The organism is Mariniluteicoccus flavus, assembly GCF_054776655.1.
In genome coordinates, this window is the sequence record NZ_BAAHBN010000006.1 from 18,270 (window position 1) to 39,430 (window position 21,161).

Consider the following 21,161-nt stretch of genomic DNA (forward strand, 5'->3'; position numbering starts at 1 on the left):
CTCTAGACTGTTTCGCGGAGCCGGGCACGCCATATCCCCCGAGTGGCGGTGCCCGGCTCCCCTCATGTCCGGAACCGGTTCCCGGCGGGAGCCCTGAGGTACCTCAGACGGCGGCCCTCCCGCGGAGATACGGCGAACGGCCCATGGTGGGCCCCGCGCCTTACGCGCACCGTGGGATCCATGAGCGACATGACAACACTCCTCCTGGTGGCCCGTGACCGCATAGCGCACCTCCACGCCGAGGCCGCCAACGAACGCCTCGCCGACTCCGTGCTGGGGCCGCGCTCCTGGTGGCGCCGCCTGCTGGGCCTGCGGGCACCGGCCACGCCGCGGCGTACGCGTCCTGTGCGCCCGAGGCACCGCCGCGCGCGCGTGGCACGATATCCAGCGTGAGCAGATCCCGTCCGCCGATGATCGGGCGCGCGCCCGAGCTCGAGCGGCTCCGCACCGCGTGGGGTGACGCGGCGACCACGCCGTGGTGGTTCATCGGCGGCGACGCCGGCATGGGCAAGACGACGCTGGTGAACGCCCTCGTCGCGGCCGTCGGCGACGACGGGCTGGTCGTCATCGGGCAGTGCGTGCCGATGGCCGACGAGGGGCTCCCCCTGGTGCCGGCCACGCAGGTGCTGCGCCACCTGATCGACGCCTGCGGACGCGAGGCCGTGCTCGAGTGGGCCGGCGCCGGCCGCGCGGCGCTCGGCGGGCTCGTCCCCGAGCTCGGCGAGCCCACCCGTGACGGGCAGGAGCGCCTGCGGATGTTCGAGGCGTTCGCGCGCGTGCTCGAGGGCGCAGCGCGGCGGCGTCCCCTGCTCGTCGTGATCGAGGACCTGCACTGGTCGGACGCGACCACGCGCGAGCTGCTCAGGTTCCTCCGCGTCGCCGTGACCGGGGTGCCGATCATGGTCGTCGCCACGTTCCGAACCGACGAGGTGACCCGCCGCCATCCGCTGCGCCCGTGGCTGTCCGACATCCTTCGGACGCCCCACACCGAGCGCGTCGAGCTTGAACCCCTTGACGACGCCGACTCGCGGGACCTGATCGATGCTCTGCTGGGCGGCGATCCCGACCCCGCGCGCGTCGACACCATCATCGAGCGCGGCGAGGGAATCCCTTATTTCCTGGAGGAACTCTCCCGCTGTGCGAGCGAGGGGTGCGACATGACCTGGTCGCTCCGCGAAGCGCTGCTGGTGCGCGTCACCACGCTCCCGGAGTCGACGCAATCGCTGCTCCGGTTGGCATCGGCGGCCGGAAACCGCGTCTCGCACGCGCTGCTCGCCACTGTGGCCGGCCTCCCGGACACGACCCTGGACGCCGACCTGCGGGCAGCGCTCGACGCCCACATCCTCAACCCGGACGAGACCGGCTATTGCTTCCACCACGCGCTTCTGCGCGAGGCCATCCACGACGACGTGCTGCCCGGCGAGCACACGCGTCTGCACGACCGGTTCGCCGACGCGCTGGAGGCCGACCCCTCGTTGGGCAGCCGCGGCGAACTCGTCCACCACCTGTTCGCGGGCGGCAGGCTGGACCGGGCGCTGCGCGCCGCCATCGACCTCGCCCGCGACGAATCCCTTCCTGTGCTGGAATCCCTGGCCCTGTTCGAGCGCGTGCTCGACATCTGGGACCGCGTGCCAGACGCCGCGGCGTACGCGGGCCCGCGCCACCGCGTGCTCGACGAGACGGCCCGCGCCGCCATCACCGCCGGGCTTGCCCCGCGCTCGCTGAAATATGCCGACGCGGCGCTGGCCGCCATGCCCGCCGACGTCGACCCCGGCGAGCGGGCCGCGACAACGCTGATCCGGGGCCGCGGGCTGGCGAACCTGATGGATGCGCGCGCGGCCGAGGCCTACACGGAGGTGCTGGCCGCCGCCGACGGCACGCCCCAGCTGCGGCTGACCGCGTCCGCCGAGCTCGCCGGCTATCTCATGCTGCGCTGTGACCTGGACGCCGCGCGTGCCCAGATCGACGACGCCCTCGCGCTGGCCGACGACGTCGGCCCCTCGCTCGAGCGCAACGCGGCGATGGCACGCCTGCTCAACGTGCGCGGCTGTGTCGCCAACCACCTGGGCGAGGAGGAAGCCTTCGAGGCCGACCTGGCCCGCTCCCTCGAGTTCGAACGGCCGAGCAGCTGGCGCTGGTATGACGTGAACATGTCGGACGGGCTCTATGTCGCCGGCCACTTCCGCCGCGCGGCCGACGTCGCGCTGACCGGCATGCAGAAGGCCGCCGACCTCGGGCTCGAGCGGTCGGTCGGCGCCATGCTCGCCGGCAACGCGGCCCTGCCCCTGCTCACGCTGGGCGACACGGCGGCGGCGCACGCCCTCGTCACCCGTGCCCTCGCCCTCAGGCCGCCGGAGAAATATCTGCTCCAGCTCGACACGCTTGACTCGTCCCTGCGGCTGGCCGACGGCGACCTCGACGGGGCGGAGCGGGCGCTGCTGGCCTTCCGCGAGCGCCGGCGCGACCAGGTGTTGTTCTATCCGCAGTATGCGGTCGACCACGCCCAGGCCGAAGCCCTTCTGGCGATCGAGCGGGGCGACCACGACACCGTGGACCGGCAGGTCGACCTGGTCGCCCGGCTCGGGGGCGCCGGCCGCGGCACCGCGGCCTGGCTGGTCCACGCCGCCGGGGCCCGCTCCCTGCGCGAGCGGGGGCTTGACGTGCGGGCCGGGATGAAGGACCCAGGCCGGCTCGACGTGATGCGGGCCGCGCCCGTCTGGCACGCCCTGTTCGACGCCGAGGCCGACGACACCGCCGCCGGCTGGCGTGCGGTGGTCGACCACCCGATGGCGGAGTCGCTGGGGGCGTCGGTGTCGGCGTACGCGCGCCTGCAGCTGGCGCGGACGCTGGCGGCGGGCGACCGGGCGGAGGCGCGGTCGGTCTGGACGGCGGGCCGCGCCGAGGCGGTGCGGATCGCGCACCGCCCGCTGGTGGGCGCGTACGACGCGGTGGCGACCCGCGCCGGCATCGCCCCGACATCGGCGGCGACGGTGCTCACGCCGCGCGAGCGTGAGGTGATCGGGCTGGTGACCGAGGGGCTGTCGAACGGTGAGATCGCCGGGAGGCTGGTGATCTCGACCAAGACCGCCAGCGTGCACGTGTCGAACATCCTCGCGAAGCTGGGGGCGTCGTCACGCACCCAGGCCGCGACCATCGCGCGGAGGCGCGGGCTGATCTGATTGGCGCGGAGGCGCGGGCTGATCTGATCCCGCTTCGCGGGCCCGCGTACGCCGCCGTGCGACGACGAGCACGACCACGGCGAGCGCGGCGATCCCCAACGCCAGCAGGGCCCACGGCGATCGCGCGGCCGCGAGCATGGCGGCCTCGAACGCGGCGAGGCCGATGGTGGCGTAGATGACGGCCCACATCACGCAGCCGAGGGTGACGGCGGGCAGATAGCGCTTCAGGGGCATGCGGGTGGCGCCGGCACTGAGGTTGATGGCGGTCTGGATGCCGATCGTCAGGAAGCTGAGCGGGACGGCGTACGCGCCCCACCGCGCGGAGAAGGCCTCGGCGCGGGCCATGGTGGGGCCCTGCATGAACCGTTTGAGCCGGGTCGCGCGGCCGCCGGCGGCCGCTCCGCGGCCGACCCAGTAGGTGAGGTTGGCGCGCACCATCACGATGCAGAAGAGCGCGAGGACGGCCCAGCCGATGGGCAGCTCCCGCAGCGCATCGAGGCTCATCGCCCTCCCGTCGTGTGTGTCGTTCCATCCTGCCACGCCGGGAAAGGGTTGCCTTATCTGGCGCCCAGTGGGCTCAGTGCGATCAGGCCTCGACGAGGGAGGCCAGGCACTGCAGGCTGCGCCCGAGGCTCGCGAGGGCATCGCGGTCGGCACGCATCAGGCCGATGAGGACGGGCTTGGCGACCGCGGGCGACCAGTCGAAGGTGGCGCGGACCAGCGTGGTGCCGTCGTCGCGCGGCTCGAGTTCCCAGCGCCAGACGTGGCCACCGAAGAGGGTACGCGAGCCCTTCACCGTCGCCGTCCGCCAGGCGAGGACGCGGTCGGGGACGAACTCGACGACCTCGCTGCCGGAGCGATAGCCGAACCCGCTGCGCTTCATGCCCATGGAGAAGTGGGCGCCCAGGACGAGCGGGATGGGGCCGTCGGGGGTGCCGGTGATGGTGCCGGAACCGTCGAGGGCGGCGTGGTTCCGGATGTCGGCGAGGATGGCGAAGATGCGATCGGCCGGGGCGTTGATGACGCGCTGCTGCGAGACGCGCTGGGGGGCTGACTGGGTCATGCGGCCAGCGTAGGCGTCCCGTGGCAGGATGACCCGGTGACCCCGAACCGCGGCCTGCTGGTGGCCGGCACGTCGTCCGATGCCGGCAAGTCCCTGATCGTCGCCGGGTTGTGTCGATCGCTGTCCCGCAAGGGAATGCGGGTCGCACCGTTCAAGGCCCAGAACATGTCGAACAACTCGATGGTGTGCGCCGACGGGTCGGAGATCGGGCGGGCCCAGTGGCTGCAGGCGGTCGCCGCCCGCGCCGAGCCGGAGTCGGCGATGAACCCCGTGCTCCTCAAGCCTGGCACCGATCGGCGCTCCCACATCGTGCTGCGGGGGCGGCCGTTCGGCACGCTGGAGTCGGGGCAGTACGCCACGGGTCGCCGCGCGCTCGCGGAGGCGGCTTTCTCCGCGTACGCAGACCTTTCCTCGCGTTTCGACGTCGTGGTGAGCGAGGGGGCGGGGTCACCGGCGGAGGTCAACCTGCGCGCGGGCGACTATGTGAACATGGGGCTGGCGCGCCGGTTCGAGCTGCCGGTCGTGGTGGTCGGCGACATCGACCGCGGCGGGACGCTGGCGTCGCTCTATGGCACGTGGGCGCTGCTCGACGAGGACGACCGGCGGCTGTTCCGGGCGTACGTCATCAACAAGTTCCGCGGCGACGCCGCCGTGCTGGCGCCGGGGCTCGACGAGATCACGCGCCGCACCGGGGTTCCCTGCCTGGGCGTGGTTCCCTGGCTCGACGACGTGTGGCTCGACGGCGAGGACGCGCTGGCGATCGGCGGCTGGCACCACCGACCGAACGACCCCGGGGCGGCGACGCTGACCGTGGCGGTCGTGCGGTTCCCGCGGGTCTCGAACGCGACCGACGTCGACGCGCTCGCGGCGGAGCCGGGGGTGGAGGTCGTGGTCACGGCCGACCCGACGACATGTGCGACCGCCGACGTGCTGGTGTTTCCGGGGTCGCGGGCGACGGTGAGCGATCTGGCCTGGCTGCGGGCGCGGGGGATCGACCGCGTGGTGGAGCATCGGGCGCACACGGGGCGGGCGACGCTGGGCATCTGCGGGGGCTATCAGATGTTGGCGCGGACGATCGACGACGATGTGGAGTCGGGCGCGGGATCGGTTGCGGGGTTGGGAATCCTGCCGGCGCGGGTCGACTTCGACGGCGAGAAGGTGCTGGCGCTGCCGTCGGGCTCGTGGCGGGGCGAGTCGGTGATGGGCTATGCGATCCACCACGGGCGGGTGACGGTGGAGGCGCGTGGGCCTGAGGACCTGGGCGAGTCGGGGGATGCTCCGTTCGAACCCTTCCTCGACGGGTGTCGCGTGGGCTCGACGTGGGGCACGTTGTGGCACGGGGCGTTCGAGGTGGACGGGTTCCGCCGGGCCTGGCTGACGGCCGTGGCGGAGGCCCAGGGCCTGGCGTGGCGGCCGGTGAGTGGTGCGCCCGGGTTCGCGGAGCGACGCGAGGCGATGATCGACCGCGTGGCGGACGCGCTGGAGGAGCACGTCGACATCGACGGCCTAGTGGCCCTCTGAGTCGGCGCCCTGTCCTTCCGGTGTGGCAGGTGCGTCGGTGATGCCGCGCCGGTGAGCGCTCGGGCTCGTCCCGAAGTGGGCCTTGAACGCCGCGCTGAAGCTGAAGGGGGTCGCATAGCCGAACCGGCGGCCCACCGCCTCCACGGTCAGGTGCTCGTCACGGAGCGCGTCGGCGGCCCTGGCCAGCCGCGTACGCCGCGCGTACTCCCCCGGCGGGACCCCCACCACCTCACGGAATCGCTTGGTGAAGGTGGCCCGCGACAGGCCCACGTCGGCCGCCAGCCGCTCAGGCGTCAGCGCCCCGGTGTCATCGGCGTCCATGCGGCCCAGCGCCGCCGCGATCTCGGGATCGCGGCCCACCGACCACCACGACGGCCCGGTGTCGTCGCGGGCCGTCCACTGGCGCACGGTCGCGATCAGCAACACGTCGAGCAGACGGTTCACCACAGTCGCCTGGCCCGGCGCCGTCACCGCGAGCTGATCGACGATGAGCTCAGCCAGCGCGCCGACCTCCGGGCGCTCGATGATCTCTCGGGGCAGCGACGCCAGGAGTTGGCGCCCCACCTCCGACTCGGAGGCGTAGGTGGCGATCAGCAGGTCGTGGTGGCCTTCGGGATCGTTGCCCCAGGCGCGGACGCCGAGCGCCATGGGTTCGGCGAGATCGCGCCCGTCGCCGCCGCGGCAGGCGCCACCGGGGCCGATGGTGACCGTGGGCGCGCGAGCGGGGTCTACGGCGAGGACGTAGGGCTCGGTGCCGCTCACGATCAGGACGTCGCCGGCGGTGAGGGCGTGCGTCGCGGGGCCGCGTACGAGGTGGCAGTCGCCGCGCAGCAGCGCGCAGACGGTGAGGGGGGCGTCGTCCTCGACGGAGATGGCCCAGTCCCCCGACATCAGGACGCGCAACGCGGCGGTGCGTCGCGAGCGGGGTGCGTCGAGCAGGAGCGCGACCGGGTCCATGGGTGCACCCTAACCACGATCCGGCCGAAGTCGTATGGGCGCCGTCCGCGACAGCATGGTCGCGCGGCGGCATCGGTCGTTGACTGGAGGCATCGTCACACCCGACGGATCATCCAGCCACAAGAGGAACCATGCTCACCAATCTCTTCGCCCTGGCGGCGTCCGCCGTGGTCGCGGGGGTCTATGCCAACTTCTCGGCGCGGGTCATGCCGAGGCTGGCCACGCTCGCCACCACCGAGGGAGTGGCGACCATGCAGGGGTTCAACCGGACCGCCGTGCAGGCGCCGTTCATGATCGCGTTCTTCGGCGGTGCCGCGCTCGGGGCCTTCCAGGTCGCGCGGTTCGTGCGGGGTGAGCGTGGACTGGTCGACACCCTGGCGGCCGGCGCCGGGTTGGCCCACCTGGCGGCGTTCCGGCTGACGCTCGCCTACAACGTGCCGCGCAACGAACATCTGGCCCGGCTGTCTCCCGGCTCGGCGGAGGCGGGGGCGTACTGGCCGGTCTATCTGCGGGAGTGGACGGGCGCGAACACCGTGCGGGCCGTGTGCGCGCTCGCGGCCGTCGCACTGGGAGGCGCGGCGGTGGCCGCGACGGTGCGCGGAACCGAGTGATGCCCAGATCGTGACCGTGGACGTGGCGAACATGCCACTGCGGCTGCCTACCGTGAGTCATGCGTACTTTCCGTGCCGTTCGCGTCCTGCTGGCCCTGCTGTTCCTGGTCGGGTTCTCCGTCGTTGCCGCGCCCGGCGCTGCTGCCTGCGCGTGCGGGGCGATGCCGACCCGCGAGGGAGCCCGCGTACGCGGCGAGATGGCCATGATCACGTGGGGCGGGCGCACCGAGACGATCGACATGATCATGCGGCTGAACGGGCGGGCGGCCGAGGCGGCGTGGATCATGCCGACGCCGGCGGGGACCGAGCTTTCGCTGGGGGACAAGGAAGTCTGGGACGACCTGCGCGACCTCACTCGGGCCGAGCAGCGCACGCGCAAGGACTGGACGCCGCGGTTTCCCTTTCTGGACGACGATCGCGGGGTGGGCGGGTCTGCCCCGGGTTCGGGAGTGCGGGTCGAGGGGGTCGCGGAGATCGGTCCGTTCCGGGTGACCACGCTCGCAGGTGACTCGGCCGCGGCCGTGAACGATTGGCTGCGGGAGAACGGATTCCCGGCGAAGGACGAGCTGCTGCCGACCTTTCAGGGCTATCTCGACCAGGGCTGGCGCATCCAGGCCGTGCGCCTGACGCCGGCCGCCGCGGGCTCGGCGCTGCAGGGAGACCTCGACCCGCTGCGGCTGCGGTTCCCGACCGATCGGGTGATCTATCCCATCAGGCTGTCGAAACATGCCGCCCAGAGCCAGGACGTCGCCCTGTATGTGGTCGCGCCACGGCGCATGGACATCACCGCGGAGGCGGCGCCGGGCGATCCCATGAGGCTCGAGTTCGCGGGACGGGTGCCGGGCGTACGCGTGGGCCAGCCGGCAGGCCTGGTGCCGGGAACGACCGAGGCCTTCCTGACGGCGTACGTGGGTCAGTTGTCACCCCGGGCGATCACGCAGGACTTCGCGTTCGGGCCGGCGGCGCGCGACGACGCGTACCGCGAGGTGGAGTGGTCGGTCGACCACTCCCCCGGCCGCGCGCTGGGGTGGGCGATCACGCTGTCGGGCTTGGCCGTCCTCGCGGGACTGGCGGCGGGCGCGGTCGTGGTTCGGCGCGGACGGGGGCGTACGGGCTAGGCCGGGCGTACGCGGGTCAGGCCTCCAGCACGGTCGCCTAGTTCGCCACGGCAAGGCCGCCCATGTTGTGCACAAGGGCTTTGCTGGCACCCGCGACCTGCATGGCGTCGGCGCGGCCGGAGAGCTGGAGCGCGGCGAGGACGTGTTGCGAGACGCCGGTGGCGCCGACGGGGTGACCCTTCGACTTGAGGCCGCCGGAGACGTTGACGGGCAGCTTGCCGTCGGGGAAGACCCAACCCTCGTCGAGGGCGCGGCGACCCTGACCGGGCTCGGTGAGGCCCATGGCCTCATAGACGACGAGCTCGGCGATGGTGAAGCAGTCATGGACCTCTGCGAGAGAGAGCGCATCGAGGTCGGTGTTCGCCATGGCGAGGGCGCGCTCGATGGCGATGCGGGTGCCGGCGAAGGCGCTGGGGTCCTTCTTGGCTGCGGGAAGGAAGTCGTTGGCGTGGCCGAAGCCGGTGATGCGGGCGAGTCCTTCCGTTGTGTCCTGGAGGATCAGGGCGGCGGCGCCGTCGGAGACGGGCGAACAGTCCGTACGCTTCAGGGGACCGGCGACGCGCGGGTTCTTGTCGGACTCGGTGCGGCAGAACTCGACGGAGAATTCCTTGTGGAGTTGGGCGTTCGGGTTCTTCATGCCGTTCGCGTGGTTCTTGGCGGCGATCATGGCGAGGGCTTCGGTGACGTCGCCGTGGCGGTCGGCGTACGCCTCGGCGACGCGGGCGAACAGGCCGGCGAACCCGGTGGTGGACTCGGTGCCGGCGAGCTCGAAGTCGGCGCCGAGCAGGGCGGCGCCGACGACATCGGCACCCGCGTGGGTCATCTTCTCGACGCCGATCACGAGGACGGTCTTGGCGCAGCCGGAGCGCATCGCGCGGATGCCTTGGTGGACGGCCGCGGAGCCGGATGCGCAGGCGTTCTCGACGCGGGTCATGGGGGCACCGAAGAGGGCGTCGTCGGCCTGCATCGCCAGTGAGGAAGGAAAGGCGAGGGGCGTGAGGCCGGCGTTGAACTGGCTGAGATCGACCTCGTCGACCCGGCCGGGTTCGAGGCCGGCGTCGGCGAGGGCGTCGCGGACGACCTGGACGACGAGGGTCTCGACGGTGTCGTCGGACAGCTTGCCGAAGCGGGTGTGGGCGATTCCGGTGACGGCGATGTCGGTCGTGGAAGAAGGGTAGGACGCCCCTGGTTCCGCGTGCGAGCGCTGGGGAGACGAGGAGCAGGTCCCACGCTCGCTGAGCGACGAAGGAGTCGAAGCAACCCCGCCACGTTCTCCGAGCGAGCGCCAGCGAGACGAGGAGCCGGCGCTCGCTGCGACGAAGGAGTCGAAGCGACGCCCCACGTTCTCCGAGCGAGCGCCAGCGAGACGAGGAGGGAGCAGGTTCCACGCTCGCTGAGCGACGAACGAGTGGAAGCGACGCCCCACGTTCTCCGAGCGAGCGCCAGCGAGACGAGGAGTGCGCGCGCGACTTATCCACAGTTCTGAGTGACCCCGAAGCAGGGAGGGGTCGGTCTGTGGATAACTGGATTCTTGTCGGACCCTGCGGGAACACTTGTTCGTATGCAGGAGATGTCCCCGTCCACGCTCCCCGACGCGATCGGCACCGCCGACCGTGCACTGGGTGCTGCGCTGGACGGGGCCATGGAATCGGCAGACCTGCGACTCATGGCCGATGGTGATCTGTTGGCGTTGGCGGGGCGGGCACAGCAGCTCGCGGCCCGGGTCGAGGCCGCGCACCTGCTGCTCGTCGCCGAGGTCGAACGCCGCGACGCCGCGCAGCACGAGCTCGGAATCTCCACCGGGGCGTGGCTGCGGGAAACCCACGGCTACGGCAGCAGGGAAGCCCACGGCCTGGTCCGCCGCGCCGGCCGGGTCATCGAACAGGAGCATGTCTGGGACGGCATGGCCGACGGTGTGGTGTTGCCGCGGCAGGCCGACGCGATCTGCGACGCCCTCGCACTCTTGCCCGAGGACCTCGCAGCCGACAAACAGGTCGAGGCACAGAAGGTGATGGTCACCTATGCGTCCGAGTTCGACCCCAAAGAGCTGCGGCAGCTCGCGCACCGGCTGGTCGAGGTCGTCGACCCCGACCACGCCGACGAGCTCCTGGCCGCGCAGTTGGAGCGGCAGGAAGCCCGCGCCTGGCAGACCCGCGAACTGCACTTCTGGCCCGACGGCCACGGCTCGATGAACCTCCGCGGGAAACTCCCGCTGGCCGAAGGCGAACAACTGGCGGCCTTGATCGACGCGATTGCGGATCGCGCGCGCCGCCGGGCCCGAGGCCTCCCCACCGTCGACCGCCCCACCCACACGAGCAAGGAGGAGCGGAACGCACGCTCGCTGAGCGACGCAGGAGTCGAAGCGACCCCGGACCGTTCTCCGAGCGAGCACTTCGACCCAGCCCCAGAGCGGCCTCGCTCAGCACAGGCTCCGCGAGACGAGCAGCCGGCTGGCTTCGCGGCTGAGTCGGAACGTTCTCCGAGCGAGCGCCAGCGAGACGAGGAGCGCACCCCACGCTCGCTGAGCGACGAAGGAGTCGAAGCGACCCGCGACCACACCGCCGACTGCGCCCACCACCACAACGAGGGTGACGGCGCGACCGGACCGGTCCGGGGCCGCCTTCCCCGCAAGGACACAGACGCGGCGTCGACGACCGGTCTGCCCGACCTCACCGACACCTCCCTCGACGACCTGACCGACCCGGTCTGCGGGCCCGCCTGTCCCGGACCCGACTGCGGACTCTGCGGCGGACGACCCTCCAGAGCCATGGCACGGGCTGACGCCCTGATGGAGTTGGCCCACGCCTTCGCCGACGCCGACCACGCCCCCGCCCTCGGAGCAGACCGCCCCCGACTAAACCTCACCGTCACCCTCGACCAACTCACCACCGGACTCGGCACCGTCGATGTCGCCGGGCAGCGCCTGTCCGCCCAAGAACTCCGCCGACTCGCCTGTGACTCCGAGATCATCCCCATGGTCCTCAACAGCCTCGGCGTCCCCCTCGACGTCGGTGCGGCGAAGCGGTTCTTCACCCCCGGACAACGCGCCGCCCTCATCGCCCGAGACGGCGGCTGCATCTTCCCCGGCTGCGACCGACCACCCCGACAGTGCGAATGCCACCACATCATCCCCTGGCACCTGAGACCGTGGACCGCGATCACCAACGGCGTCCTGCTCTGCTGCCACCACCACGCCCTCTGCGAACCTTCAAGGAAGGGACCTGATCCGCACCGGTGGGAAGTCCGCATCAACCCGACCGACGGACTCCCCGAATTCCTGCCCCCGATCACCCTCGACGCACACCGACGGCCACGACGCCACATCCGCCACCGCATCCGACAACACCGCGGGGACCAGGACGGAGACCCCCCTGGATAACCACCGAGCCAGGATCCCTTCGACTCGCTGGCGCTCGCTCAGGAAACGTGGGTCCCAGGCTCCTCGACTCGCTGGCGCTCGCTCGGAGAACGTGGTCCTGGACTCCTCGTCCCGCGGAAGCCTGTGCTGAGCGAGGCCGCCCGCGGCCAAGCCGAAGCGCTCGCTCAGGAATCGTGGGTCCCAGGCTCCTCGACTCGCTGGCGCTCGCTCGGAGAACGTGGTCCCAGGCTCCTCGACTCGCGGAAGCCTGTGCTGAGCGAGGCCGCCCGCGGTCAAGACGAAGTGCTCGCTCCGAGAACGGGTCCTGAGGCTCTCGCCGCTCGGAGAACGTCGGTCCCGGCGGATAGGCTCGCTCCATGCAGATCGGTGCCCACGTCGACCAGACCGACCCCGTTGCCGAGGCGATCGCCCGCGGCGCGAACCTCTCCCAGTTCTTCCTGGGCGACCCCCAGGGATGGAAGGGGCCGAAGGTCGCGTACGAGGGTGGAGCAACAGCGTTGAAGGAGGCCGCCGAGCAGGCCGGAGTCGCGCTCTATGTCCACGCCCCCTACGTGCTGAACGTGGCGACGCTGAACAACCGCATCCGCATCCCGAGCCGCAAGCTCCTCCAGCAGACCGTCAACGCCGCCGCCGAGATCGGCGCGGCGGGCGTCATCGTGCACGGCGGCCACGTCACCGCCGACGACGACCCCGAGAAGGGCTTCGACAACTGGCGCAAGTGCATCGACGGCCTCGACATGCCGGTGCCGGTGCTGATCGAGAACACCGCCGGCGGCGCCAACGCCATGGCCCGCCGCCTCGACCGCATCGCTCGCCTGTGGGAGGCCGTCACCTCCGCCGAGGGCGGCGACACCGTCGGCTTCTGCCTCGACACGTGCCACGCCCATGCCGGCGGCGAGGACCTCACCGGCCTGGTGGACCGCGTACGCGCCCTCACCGGACGCATCGACCTCCTCCACGTCAACGACTCGCGCGACGCGTTCGACTCCGGCGCCGACCGCCACACGAGCCTCGGCCAGGGCCAGTGCGACCCGGAGGGCATCGTGGACGTCGTCCGCAACGCCCACACGCCTGTCGTCCTCGAGACCCCGGGCGGGGCCGACGGCCACCGCGCCGACATGGAGTGGCTGACGAGCCGGGTCTGACGCCCCGAACCCCTCACGACGGCTGAGCGCGGCGCGCTCAGCCCGCCTGACCCGCGTCCCCGCCCCGGTCGCGGCTCCGCTGCGTACGCCGCTCCACCCGCCGGATCAACCGCGCCAGCTGGTCGCGCGTCATCGTGACCGTGCCGTCCCCGTGCACCGGGAGCTGCCATCCCCGGCGCCGCGCGATGAGCGCCAGGCTCGCGCCCGCGACCGTCGCCCCCAACATCACCGCACCCGGGTTCCCGCCGACCGCGTCGCCCACCACGATGACGCCGGCCGCGATGAGGGCCGGGACTGCGTACAGGGTGTTGCCGCCGAACACCTCCGGCACCTCGCCCACCGCGATGTCGCGGATCATGCCGCCGCCGACGGCCGTGATGATGCCGAGCAACATCGCCGGCAGCCAGTCCAGCCCCGCCGCCAGTGACTTGGTCGTGCCCGCCGCGGCCCACGCACCCAGGACGACCGCGTCCGCGATGGGGTACGCGACCTCCCACGGGCGGCGGCGGACGTTCATGACGAAGGCGATCGCAGCACCGGCGAGGGCGCAGATGAGATACCAGGGGTCGACCAGAGCGACCGGGCGGCCGGCCTGCAACAGGGTGTCGCGCAACATGCCGCCGCCGAGCGCCGACACGATCGCCAGCACCGCGAAGCCGACCGCGTCGAAGCGCCGCTGCCGCGCGAGCGTTCCGCCGATGATCCCGTTCAGCACGACGCCGAGCAGGTCGAGGGCGCGGAACACCAGGGTCAGTTCGTCGGACACCGGCTCATCGTAGGCCCCAGACCCCGGACCCCAGGTTCCCCGAGTTATACTTTTCCTACTTGTATAACCAAGGGAGAAACCGTGGTCAACCCACCCGGCAAGTACGCGGCCACCGTCACCGTCGGCGAGAAGGGCCAGATCGTCATCCCCAAGGCCGCCCGCGACCTCTACGGCATCAAGCCGGGCGACACCCTGCTCGTGCTCGCCGACCAGCAGCAGGGCATCGCGATCGTCAACCCCGCCCAGTTCGAGCACTTCATCAACAACGTCATCCCCGGCGTACCGTCGGCCGACGACGAGGACCCCGGCCCGCGATGACCACCCCAGCGGCACCACCCACCGCCGAAAAAGCCACCGCACGTCAGCGCCTCCACGGCCTCGACGCCCTGCGCGGCGGTGCGCTGCTGCTCGGCATCGTGCTCCACGGCCTGCTGGGCTTCGTCCCCGGCTTCCCCTGGATCGTTAGCGATTCCCAGAAATCGCCCGTCGCGGGCGTGGTGAGCATGTGGATCCACCTGTTCCGCATGCCGCTGTTCATGTTCCTCGCGGGCTTCTTCGCCCGCATGTCGGTCGGTCGTCGCGGCGCCGCCGACTTCGCCCGCGACCGGCTGAAGCGCATCGGCCTGCCGTTCCTCGTGTTCGCCCCGCTCATGCTGGTGACCGTCGCCGCCGTCGGCACGTGGGCGATGGCCCGGCAGGGCATCACCGAGCCCCCCGCGCCGCCGCCCGGCGTACCCCTGGTCCTCGTCATCCTCAATCCCGGCCACCTCTGGTTCCTGTGGACCCTGCTGCAGCTGTACGCCGTGGCCCTGCTCGCGCGCGCCGCGGTGGGCGACCGCGCGTGGGCGCGGAATCTGGGCGTACGCCTAGGCGACGCCCTCACCCGCCCGGGTGGGGTGCTGTTGGCGGCGATCCCCTACTGGCTCGCCATGGAGGTGACCGGCAAGATCATCGGCGGTCCGGTCACGCTCCTGCCGGAACCCGGTCCCAGCCTCGCCTTCCTCGGCGCGTTCCTGGCCGGCTGGTTCTGCTGGGGCAGGCCAGAGGCGATGCCGCGCCTGGCCCGGCAGTGGCCGCACCACCTCGCCGGCGCCGCGGTCACGTTGGTGATCATGGTCGCCGCTCTGGGAACGACCACCGACATGGAGGCCCACATCGCTCCGGTGTGGCTGCGCCTGGTGGGCGCGGCGGGCGTCTGGCTGTGGTGCTACGGGTTGCTGGGCCTGTGCGTCGCGGTGTTCACCCGCGAGAACGCCGCGATCCGCTATCTGGCCGACGCGTCCTATTGGATGTACCTGATCCACCTCCCCCTGGTCCTTGTCATGCAGGTGCTGCTGGCCGACCTGGCCTGGTGGTGGCCCCTCAAGGCCGCGCTGATCATCGGCGTCCCGGTCGCGGTGCTCCTCGCCAGCTATCACCTGCTCGTGCGCCCGACGTGGCTGGGCGCCTGGCTGAACGGACGGAAGTACGCCGCCGCGCGCCCCCGCGTACACCCCTAGACTTCTCGCCATGCGCGCACTCATCACCGGCGGCACCGCCGGCATCGGAGCCACGTTCGCCCGCCACCTCGCCTCCCGCGGCGACGACCTCGTGCTCGTCGCCCGCGACGAGACCCGGCTGGCGGAGGCGGCGGCGGAGCTGTCGCGCACCTACGGCGTCGACGTCCAGACCCTGCGCGCCGACCTGGCGGACCGCGGGGACACCCAGCGCGTCGCCGACCGCCTGCTGTCGGACGACGACCCCATCGACCTGCTGGTGAACAACGCGGGCTTCGGGCTGCGGACCACGATGCTGGGCGAGGACACCAGCGAGGACGAGCGGGCGCTCGACGTGATGTGCCGCGGCGTGCTCGTGCTCGCCAACGCGGCGGCGCGCGCGATGACCGCGCGCGGCCACGGCCAGATCATCAACACCGCCTCGGCCGCGGGCTTCGTCGCGATGGGCCACTATTCGGCGGTGAAGGCGTGGGTGACGGCCTACACGGAGTCGATGGCGGTGCAGCTCGCCGGCACCGGCGTGACGACGACGGCGCTGTGCCCGGGCTGGGTGCGCACCGAGTTCCACGACCGCGCCGGCATCAACGCGAGCTCGATCCCCGACGCGGCCTGGATCGACCCGGACGCGCTGGTCCGCGAGTGCCTGCAGGACGTGGCACGCGGCAAGGTCGTATCGGTGCCGACGCCGCAGTGGAGCACCGCGATCGGGCTGGCGCGGGTCGCGCCGCGGCCGATCATCCGGTGGGTGTCGCGCAAGCTGACGTCGAAGCGGCACTGAGCCCCTCGGGAACAGCACTCACCCCCACTCGAACCACCCGTGGCGTACGCCGACCCGGCGCCACGCCACCAGTTGCACCGCCCCCACGACCACCAGCAGGACCGGGGCGACCACGGCGACCGGCAGCGTCGCCGCCGTGGCGGGTTCGACTCCCGCCACCCCGCGGAACCCTCCCCCGCCCGCCCACGCCACGACGACGAGACCCATCGCCCACGCCGCCGCGGCCACCTGCGCCGTCGCGGCGACCGCCACCAGAGCCCGCCCCCGACCCACCCGCGGCCCCAGCCACAGGGCTGCGTCGCGCGCCATCCACCCCGCGACGTAGGCCATCAGCGGCGCCCAGACCACGGCGAACACCGCATGACTCGCCCGCGGCATCGCCGCGTGCACCAGCCCGAGCAGCGCCACCACCCAGGCCTCCGAGAACAGGAAGCCCCCACCCAACCGGGTGAGCCGGCGCCCACTCCCCGCGAGACCCGCCGCGACGCAGGTCCCGATCGTGCGGCCCTCCAGAACGAGAGCGACCACTGCGTACGCCAGCGCGGTGACGGCCAGCACCATGCCCCATGCGCCCACGGTCATCACGCGAACACCACCGCGGCGGCCGGCTCCGGCCCGGCCTCCGACTCCCACAGCGCATCCCGCGGCGCCCGGCGCATCGCCCGTCCCATCAGCACCCAGCACGTCAGGGCGGCCGTCAGCCCGATCGCCACGAACACGAACGTCGTCGCCACGAGGCCGGTCACCGACGGCGCGGACAACGCCTCATCGACCGTCACCTGACCCACGATGAACCAGGGCTGGCGCGACACCTCGCGATAGACCCACCCGGCGACGGTGGTCGCCAGGGGGATCCAGACCCCACCCCCGAGCATCCGCAGCAGCCATCCCCGCTCCAGGACCCGGCTACGCAGCCCCAGCGGCAGCACGACCACCCACGTGAACCCCCAGATGAGCAGGCCGACCAGCATCATCCAGGGCAGCGCGACCCCGACGGCGCCCACCCCGACGCTCCGGAGCCCCGGTCGCACGACCGCGAACTGCACGACCCCCGAGACCACAGAGACCGGCGCGGCGACGGCGACGAGCACGATGCCGCAGCGGATCAGCAGCAGCGCCACCGCACCGTCCAACCGTCGCCGCGCCAGGTGCGCCCCGGCCGCCGCCAGCCAGAAGCCCCCGACGATCCCAGCTGCCCCGGCCACGTGCACGTCGACCGCGAGCGCTCCCGGTGACGTCACGAGTGCCACGGGGTCGACCAGGCGTACGCCCCCGACCACCGTCACCGTGCCCACCGGGCGGTGGAGGTACGCGTTCACGGCCAGCACGAGCACCGCCGACAGCCAGGCCGTCGCCGCCACACCCCACGCCAGGACCACGCGTACGCCCTCGCGCAGCCGCCCCTCGCTCACGATCCAGAGCCCCAGCAGCGTCGACTCGACGAGGAACGCCGCCACGGTCTCGAGCGCCAGCCCGCCCACCACCGCGTCGTACGCCCCCGCCGGCGCGCCCGACCAGTTGAGGCCCATCTGCAGCTCCATGACCAGACCGCTGACGATCCCGATCCCGTAGTTCAGGAGATAGAGCAGTGCCACGTGGTTCATCGCGCGCCGGAGACGGGACCGGCGAGCGGGGTCGCGGGACCCCGCGTACGCGGTGTTCAGGACGGCGATCACCGGCGCTAGGCCGAGGGTGGTGACGACGAACAGGAAATGGATGCCGGCGGTGAGGGCGAAGCAGAGGCGGGCGACGGTCAGGGGGTCCATGAAGATCCGTTCGAGTTGTTTACGGATGGAATTATTCCATTTGGAATGTATCTCATGCGTTATGGTTGCGCCATGGGGGACTTCACCAACACCCCGGACCCGCTCGGCCTCGTGCTGGCGGCAACCGGTCAGCTCGCCATGCGCGGCTACAGCGCCGCTCTCCCGGACGATGTCGCGCCCCGGGAGGTCGCCGTCCTGAGCCGCGTGGTCGGGGTCGGACCGCTCGCGCAGACGGAGCTGTCGTCGTCCCTGTCGATCCCCGGCAGTCGCCTCGTGGCCCTGATCGACCAACTCGTGGAGCGGGGCTGGGTCACGCGCTCCATCCGGCCCGACGACCGGCGCGCGCGGTTCATCGAGGCCACCGACGAGGGCCGGGCGGCCTTCCGTGGGCTGGTGGCGACGTCGCTCGCCTTCGACGACCGCGTACGCGCGGGCCTGACGCCGGCCGACGAGGCCGAACTGCGGCGCCTGCTTGCGGTCGTGGCGGCCAACCTCGGCGAGCGGGCCGATCTGGGCGCGATGCCCTGAGGGATCGCCTCGCACGCCGGTGCGGGCGGTGGCTTCGACTCGCTGGCGCTCGCTCAGCCAACGTACGATCCCGGCAGTCGCTCAGCCAACGTTGTGCTTGGCCGGTTCCCACAACCCCACCCCCACCCCGTGATGGGGTTCCCACAGCCGCCACGCCGGGGTGGGCCGATCGACCGCCGGGGCCATAGTCTGGGCCGGTGAATGAACGGAAGCGCTACACCTCGCGCACCCACGCGAGTGCGCGCTTCGTGGCCCAGCAGCTCATGTTGAAGCCGCTGGTCTGGTCGGTGTGCAACGTGAAGGTCCACGGCAAGGAGCGGCTCGCCGGCTTCGACGGGCCCTTCATCGTCGTGTCGAACCACTCGAGCCACCTCGACACCCCGCTGATCATCGGCAGCCTCCCCCAGCGCCTGTCGCGCAACCTCGCGGTGGGTGCCGCCGCGGACTATTTCTTCGACACCTGGTGGCGCGCGGTTCCCACCGCGCTGTTCCTCAACGCCTTCCCCATCGAGCGTGGGAAGGGCCTGCGCGGGCGCGGCGCCAAGACGCGCGGCCTGGCCGGCCACCTGCTCAGCGACGGCGTACCGCTGCTCATCTATCCCGAGGGCACCCGCTCGAGGACCAAGGCCATGGGCCGGTTCAAGCCGGGCGCCGCCTCGCTGTGCATCAGCCGCAACGTGCCGTGCCTGCCCATCGCCCTCGTGGGTGCGGGCGACGCCATGCCGCGCGGCACGAACTGGCCGAAGAACGGCCGGCCGAAGATCCACGTCGTGTTGGGCGAGCCCATGTGGGCGCGCCAGGGCGAGACGGCCCACCAGTTCTCCGACCGCATCGCGGCCCGCATCGCCGAGCTCCACGACGAGACGGCGGCTCAGAAGTCGCTGCCGCTGATGAGCGAGCACGCCCAGAAGGCGCTCGAGCGCGAGACGCGGGAGGGGCCCACAGCTTCGGCCGAGCCGGACCCCGGTGCCCCCACGGGTGACGCGGGGACCACGCGTACGGCAGACTCGCAGACGGCCAGCGACCAGGAAGGTGACCGATGAACGGCGTCAAGCACATGAAGTGGTGGGGCTGGGGAGTCGAGGGCATCGGCTTCCATCACGAAGACAAGCCCGGCTTCGCCCCGTTCGTGCTCGACAAGGTCGGCCTCGACCTGTGGGCGCCGGCCGGCAAGCCGCCCCACTTCGACGAGATCCCGGTGCCGGCGTCGCAGTTGACGGACACCCTCGCGTCCGAGTTGGCCGCCGCCCTCGGTGACAAGCACGTCGTGACCGACGACCTCGACCGCGTGGTCCACACGTTCGGCAAGTCTGTACGCGACCTCATCCGCATGCGTCGCGGCGCGCTCAAACGCATCCCCGACGTGGTGGTCTATCCGGCCGACGAAGAAGAGGTACGCAAGGTCGTCGACCTCGTCGTCGCCGCCGACGCCGTGCTGATCCCCTTCGGCGGCGGGTCGAACATCGTCGGCTCACTCGAGCCCCTGGCGGGCGAGACCCGCCAGATCGTGTCGCTCGACCTGGGCCGCATGAACCGCGTCATCGAGATCGACGACGAGGCCCAGCTGGCCCGCGTCGAGGCCGGCGCCCTCGGCCCCGCGCTCGAGGAGCAGCTCAACCGCCGCGGCTGGACCATCGGCCACTTCCCCGACTCGTTCACCCACTCGACGCTCGGCGGCTGGGTGGCGACGCGCAGTTCCGGCATGCAGTCGGACAAGTACGGTGACATCGCCGACATCACCCGCGGGCTGCGCATGGTGATGCCGGGCGAGACGCTGGTGCTCAACCCGCTCCCGTCGACCTCGACCGGCCCGTCGGTGCGCGAGATGGTGCTCGGTTCGGAGGGCCGCCTCGGCGTCATCACCGAAGTCACCGTCAACGTCCACCGCCTCGCCGACGAGCGCGTCGTCCTCGCGTACTTCTTCCCTGATTGGGAATCCGGCGTCCGCGCGATGCGCGACATCTCGCAGTCGGACGCGCAGGTGCTCGTCGCCCGCATCTCCGACCACCGCGAGACCGCGTTCTCGTTCGCGACCCAGAAGGAGCAGAAGGGGTTCAAGAAGATCGCGACCGACGGCATCTTCAAGCTGCTCGAGCGCCGCGGCTGGGACCTCGACAAGCTCTGCATGTCGTTCATCGGCTTCGAGGGCACGAAGGCCCACGTCGCGCGCCAGAAGGCCACGGTCAAGGAGATCGTCACCCACCACGGCGGCATGGTCGTCGGCAAGGGCCCCGGCGCGCTCTATGACCAGAAGAAGTTCGACACGCCCTACCTGCGCGACTTCCTGCTCGACCGGGGCGCGGCGGCCGACGTGTCGGAGACCGCGGTGCCCTATTCGCGCCTGGTTCCCCTGTACAACAACACGATCGAGGCCGCCGAGAACGCGATGGCGGAGCTGGGCGTCAAGGGCTACATCATGTGCCACCTGTCGCACAACTATCACTCGGGCGCCTGCCTCTATTTCACCTTCGCGATCGCCGACATGACCGACGAGGTGCTCGACAAGTATGACCACGTGAAGCGCGCGATCCAGCAGTCGTTCATCGACAACCACGGCACGCTGTCGCACCACCACGGCGTCGGCCTCGAGCACGCGCCGTGGATGGCGCAGGACGTGTCGCCCGCGGGCGAGGGCATGATCCGCACGCTGTTCGAGGGCGTCGACCGCGGCGGGAACCTCAACCCCGGCAAGGTTGTCCACGAGGGCGAGCCCGGCATCACCGTGATCTCGAGCGACCACAGGGGGCGGTAGGGCGAGCGCTCCTCGTCTCGCTGGCGCTCGCTCGGAGAACGTTGGGGCGAGCGCTCCTCGACTCGCTGGCGCTCGCTCGGAGAACGTGATGGGGCGAGCGCT

20 protein-coding genes are annotated in these 21,161 nt (G+C 71.7%); 13 read left to right on the forward strand and 7 right to left on the reverse strand.

Going from position 1 to position 21,161, the window contains the following annotated elements; all coding sequences use genetic code 11:
• Window positions 1-180 precede the first annotated feature (180 nt).
• Both ACYVAG_RS11050 and ACYVAG_RS11055 read left to right on the forward strand, forming a co-directional pair.
• A complete protein-coding gene (locus tag ACYVAG_RS11050; RefSeq protein ID WP_460769658.1) occupies window positions 181-393 on the forward strand; it encodes a hypothetical protein in 213 nt (70 codons plus the stop codon).
• Window positions 390-3,179 carry a helix-turn-helix transcriptional regulator gene (locus tag ACYVAG_RS11055; RefSeq protein WP_460769660.1) on the forward strand — a complete coding sequence of 930 codons (2,790 nt, stop codon included), beginning with the start codon at window positions 390-392 and terminating at the stop codon, window positions 3,177-3,179. Before ACYVAG_RS11050 ends, ACYVAG_RS11055 begins: the two co-directional genes overlap by 4 nt.
• Here the strand turns inward: ACYVAG_RS11055 and ACYVAG_RS11060 are convergent.
• Together ACYVAG_RS11060 and ACYVAG_RS11065 are read right to left on the reverse strand one after the other, a co-directional pair.
• On the reverse strand, window positions 3,132-3,683 hold the full coding sequence (locus ACYVAG_RS11060) for a DedA family protein (RefSeq protein ID WP_460769662.1): 552 nt from the start codon (window positions 3,681-3,683) through the stop codon (window positions 3,132-3,134). The genes ACYVAG_RS11055 and ACYVAG_RS11060 overlap by 48 nt on opposite strands.
• Before the next feature lie 82 nt (window positions 3,684-3,765).
• Window positions 3,766-4,242, reverse strand: a complete 477-nt coding sequence (locus ACYVAG_RS11065) for an SRPBCC family protein (RefSeq protein WP_460769664.1) — start codon at window positions 4,240-4,242, stop codon at window positions 3,766-3,768.
• A 36-nt stretch (window positions 4,243-4,278) separates the two neighbouring features.
• On the opposite strand from ACYVAG_RS11065, the gene ACYVAG_RS11070 reads away from it, so the two are divergent.
• Window positions 4,279-5,763: a cobyric acid synthase gene (locus ACYVAG_RS11070; protein WP_460769666.1), complete on the forward strand. Its 1,485-nt coding sequence runs from the start codon at window positions 4,279-4,281 to the stop codon at window positions 5,761-5,763.
• Here ACYVAG_RS11070 and ACYVAG_RS11075 read toward each other — a convergent pair.
• Entirely contained in the window at window positions 5,749-6,720 is a 972-nt protein-coding gene (locus ACYVAG_RS11075) for an AraC family transcriptional regulator (RefSeq protein WP_460769668.1), read from the reverse strand. The two genes, ACYVAG_RS11070 and ACYVAG_RS11075, sit on opposite strands and share 15 nt — an antisense overlap.
• A 131-nt stretch (window positions 6,721-6,851) precedes the next feature.
• Here ACYVAG_RS11075 and ACYVAG_RS11080 point away from each other — a divergent pair, with 131 nt between their 5' ends.
• Together ACYVAG_RS11080 and ACYVAG_RS11085 are read left to right on the forward strand one after the other, a co-directional pair.
• Window positions 6,852-7,331 carry an anthrone oxygenase family protein gene (locus ACYVAG_RS11080; protein ID WP_460769670.1) on the forward strand — a complete coding sequence of 160 codons (480 nt, stop codon included), beginning with the start codon at window positions 6,852-6,854 and terminating at the stop codon, window positions 7,329-7,331.
• A 59-nt stretch (window positions 7,332-7,390) separates the two neighbouring features.
• Window positions 7,391-8,449 (forward strand): DUF2330 domain-containing protein, encoded by a 1,059-nt coding sequence (locus tag ACYVAG_RS11085; RefSeq protein WP_460769671.1) that lies wholly within the window; start codon window positions 7,391-7,393, stop codon window positions 8,447-8,449.
• Between the two features lie 37 nt (window positions 8,450-8,486).
• On the opposite strand, the gene ACYVAG_RS11090 is transcribed toward ACYVAG_RS11085, so the two are convergent.
• Window positions 8,487-9,791, reverse strand: a complete 1,305-nt coding sequence (locus ACYVAG_RS11090; RefSeq protein ID WP_460769672.1) for a thiolase domain-containing protein — start codon at window positions 9,789-9,791, stop codon at window positions 8,487-8,489.
• A 219-nt stretch (window positions 9,792-10,010) separates the two neighbouring features.
• On the opposite strand from ACYVAG_RS11090, the gene ACYVAG_RS11095 reads away from it, so the two are divergent.
• Both ACYVAG_RS11095 and ACYVAG_RS11100 read left to right on the forward strand, forming a co-directional pair.
• Window positions 10,011-11,828 (forward strand): HNH endonuclease signature motif containing protein, encoded by a 1,818-nt coding sequence (locus tag ACYVAG_RS11095; RefSeq protein ID WP_460769674.1) that lies wholly within the window; start codon window positions 10,011-10,013, stop codon window positions 11,826-11,828.
• Between the two features lie 356 nt (window positions 11,829-12,184).
• Window positions 12,185-12,973 carry a deoxyribonuclease IV gene (locus ACYVAG_RS11100; protein WP_460769675.1) on the forward strand — a complete coding sequence of 263 codons (789 nt, stop codon included), beginning with the start codon at window positions 12,185-12,187 and terminating at the stop codon, window positions 12,971-12,973.
• A 37-nt stretch (window positions 12,974-13,010) separates the two neighbouring features.
• Here the strand turns inward: ACYVAG_RS11100 and ACYVAG_RS11105 are convergent, their stop codons facing one another.
• Window positions 13,011-13,739 carry a trimeric intracellular cation channel family protein gene (locus ACYVAG_RS11105; RefSeq protein ID WP_460769676.1) on the reverse strand — a complete coding sequence of 243 codons (729 nt, stop codon included), beginning with the start codon at window positions 13,737-13,739 and terminating at the stop codon, window positions 13,011-13,013.
• Window positions 13,740-13,820: 81 nt separating this feature from the next.
• Between ACYVAG_RS11105 and ACYVAG_RS11110 the strand changes: the two genes are divergently transcribed.
• Genes ACYVAG_RS11110 through ACYVAG_RS11120 form a run of 3 tightly spaced genes read left to right on the forward strand, consistent with a single transcriptional unit; the run spans window position 13,821 to window position 16,013 of the window.
• Complete coding sequence (locus ACYVAG_RS11110; protein ID WP_460769678.1) at window positions 13,821-14,057, forward strand: AbrB/MazE/SpoVT family DNA-binding domain-containing protein; 237 nt, start codon at window positions 13,821-13,823, stop codon at window positions 14,055-14,057.
• Window positions 14,054-15,238: an acyltransferase family protein gene (locus ACYVAG_RS11115; protein WP_460769680.1), complete on the forward strand. Its 1,185-nt coding sequence runs from the start codon at window positions 14,054-14,056 to the stop codon at window positions 15,236-15,238. Before ACYVAG_RS11110 ends, ACYVAG_RS11115 begins: the two co-directional genes overlap by 4 nt.
• A gap of 10 nt (window positions 15,239-15,248) precedes the next feature.
• Window positions 15,249-16,013, forward strand: a complete 765-nt coding sequence (locus tag ACYVAG_RS11120) for an SDR family NAD(P)-dependent oxidoreductase (protein WP_460769681.1) — start codon at window positions 15,249-15,251, stop codon at window positions 16,011-16,013.
• An 18-nt stretch (window positions 16,014-16,031) separates the two neighbouring features.
• Here ACYVAG_RS11120 and ACYVAG_RS11125 read toward each other — a convergent pair whose 3' ends face one another.
• Window positions 16,032-16,595: a hypothetical protein gene (locus ACYVAG_RS11125; RefSeq protein ID WP_460769683.1), complete on the reverse strand. Its 564-nt coding sequence runs from the start codon at window positions 16,593-16,595 to the stop codon at window positions 16,032-16,034.
• Window positions 16,595-17,779: a cytochrome ubiquinol oxidase subunit I gene (locus ACYVAG_RS11130; protein ID WP_460769685.1), complete on the reverse strand. Its 1,185-nt coding sequence runs from the start codon at window positions 17,777-17,779 to the stop codon at window positions 16,595-16,597. Before ACYVAG_RS11130 ends, ACYVAG_RS11125 begins: the two co-directional genes overlap by 1 nt.
• Window positions 17,780-17,851: 72 nt before the next feature.
• Between ACYVAG_RS11130 and ACYVAG_RS11135 the strand changes: the two genes are divergently transcribed.
• The 3 genes from ACYVAG_RS11135 (at window position 17,852) to ACYVAG_RS11145 (ending at window position 21,059) form a co-directional block, all read left to right on the forward strand.
• On the forward strand, window positions 17,852-18,307 hold the full coding sequence (locus ACYVAG_RS11135; protein ID WP_460769687.1) for a MarR family winged helix-turn-helix transcriptional regulator: 456 nt from the start codon (window positions 17,852-17,854) through the stop codon (window positions 18,305-18,307).
• Window positions 18,308-18,504: 197 nt separating this feature from the next.
• Complete coding sequence (locus ACYVAG_RS11140; RefSeq protein WP_460769688.1) at window positions 18,505-19,350, forward strand: lysophospholipid acyltransferase family protein; 846 nt, start codon at window positions 18,505-18,507, stop codon at window positions 19,348-19,350.
• Window positions 19,347-21,059, forward strand: a complete 1,713-nt coding sequence (locus tag ACYVAG_RS11145; RefSeq protein WP_460769689.1) for an FAD-binding oxidoreductase — start codon at window positions 19,347-19,349, stop codon at window positions 21,057-21,059. Before ACYVAG_RS11140 ends, ACYVAG_RS11145 begins: the two co-directional genes overlap by 4 nt.
• Window positions 21,060-21,161: the final 102 nt, after the last annotated feature.

Excerpts from the sequence above, each read along its gene's own strand:
- ACYVAG_RS11135 (WP_460769687.1), top strand. The coding sequence starts at position 17,852 with ATGGGGGACTTCACCAACACCCCGGACCCGCTCGGCCTCGTGCTGGCG.
- ACYVAG_RS11080 (WP_460769670.1), top strand. The coding sequence starts at position 6,852 with ATGCTCACCAATCTCTTCGCCCTGGCGGCGTCCGCCGTGGTCGCGGGG.
- ACYVAG_RS11075 (WP_460769668.1), bottom strand. The coding sequence starts at position 6,720 with ATGGACCCGGTCGCGCTCCTGCTCGACGCACCCCGCTCGCGACGCACC.
- ACYVAG_RS11125 (WP_460769683.1), bottom strand. The coding sequence starts at position 16,595 with ATGACCGTGGGCGCATGGGGCATGGTGCTGGCCGTCACCGCGCTGGCG.
- ACYVAG_RS11130 (WP_460769685.1), bottom strand. The coding sequence starts at position 17,779 with ATGGACCCCCTGACCGTCGCCCGCCTCTGCTTCGCCCTCACCGCCGGC.
- ACYVAG_RS11060 (WP_460769662.1), bottom strand. The coding sequence starts at position 3,683 with ATGAGCCTCGATGCGCTGCGGGAGCTGCCCATCGGCTGGGCCGTCCTC.
- ACYVAG_RS11120 (WP_460769681.1), top strand. The coding sequence starts at position 15,249 with ATGCGCGCACTCATCACCGGCGGCACCGCCGGCATCGGAGCCACGTTC.
- ACYVAG_RS11085 (WP_460769671.1), top strand. The coding sequence starts at position 7,391 with ATGCGTACTTTCCGTGCCGTTCGCGTCCTGCTGGCCCTGCTGTTCCTG.
- ACYVAG_RS11050 (WP_460769658.1), top strand. The coding sequence starts at position 181 with ATGAGCGACATGACAACACTCCTCCTGGTGGCCCGTGACCGCATAGCG.
- ACYVAG_RS11100 (WP_460769675.1), top strand. The coding sequence starts at position 12,185 with ATGCAGATCGGTGCCCACGTCGACCAGACCGACCCCGTTGCCGAGGCG.
- ACYVAG_RS11115 (WP_460769680.1), top strand. The coding sequence starts at position 14,054 with ATGACCACCCCAGCGGCACCACCCACCGCCGAAAAAGCCACCGCACGT.
- ACYVAG_RS11095 (WP_460769674.1), top strand. The coding sequence starts at position 10,011 with ATGCAGGAGATGTCCCCGTCCACGCTCCCCGACGCGATCGGCACCGCC.
- ACYVAG_RS11145 (WP_460769689.1), top strand. The coding sequence starts at position 19,347 with ATGAACGGCGTCAAGCACATGAAGTGGTGGGGCTGGGGAGTCGAGGGC.
- ACYVAG_RS11065 (WP_460769664.1), bottom strand. The coding sequence starts at position 4,242 with ATGACCCAGTCAGCCCCCCAGCGCGTCTCGCAGCAGCGCGTCATCAAC.